The organism is Ventosimonas gracilis (assembly GCF_001580025.1).
In the GTDB taxonomy this organism is placed as follows: Bacteria; Pseudomonadota; Gammaproteobacteria; order Pseudomonadales; family Pseudomonadaceae; genus Ventosimonas; species Ventosimonas gracilis.
The window spans coordinates 1-507 of sequence record NZ_LSZO01000201.1 but is presented as its reverse complement, the minus strand read 5'-3'; the positions used below and the strand labels follow the sequence as shown (position 1 = coordinate 507).

General features: G+C 52.1%; 1 protein-coding gene. It reads left to right on the top strand.

Annotation, left to right across the window (positions count from 1 at the left end; all coding sequences use genetic code 11):
* Nucleotides 1–135: 135 nt before the first annotated feature.
* Nucleotides 136–507: replication initiator protein A (locus AXE65_RS14065; protein WP_239685087.1), on the top strand; the 372-nt coding region annotated here is incomplete at its 3' end.

Sequence of the window (507 nt, the reverse complement as noted above, 5' to 3'; positions counted from 1 at the left end):
ATTGTATATAAAGTGATTAACGATACATTGCATATCGTCCAATGTCGCTTTCATTATGTGAAGTGACACAATCGCCTGCTGGCGGCATGGTCATGCTGCCAGCAGGCTTAACCATCCAAGTTTGAGGGACTGGAAATGGCTACAAACAATGATAAACCAAGATCGATGATCGAGCTAACGGCAAAGCTGGAAGCCCGCAGTGATGCGGCATGGAAGCGGCACGTCGAAAAACACGCCCGAATTGGTGAAAGCTGGGAAGAGGCCGGTGCAAGGTTGCGCCGAGAGAAGGAGATTGCTGAAGCCGCCGCCGCAACCCTTGCCCCACCCAAGCCAGCAACCGGCCAAAAATCGCAACAAGCAGACCCAGAAGAACGCCCAGAAGCGCCGTCATCTCACTTTGTGGCGGATACATGTGGCGCGGAAATTAAAGACGACATAGCGAGCATGGAACATCCGATATTTGCATTGAGAGCGGGCGATAAACGAGTGCGCGTCTATGAGCGCAAT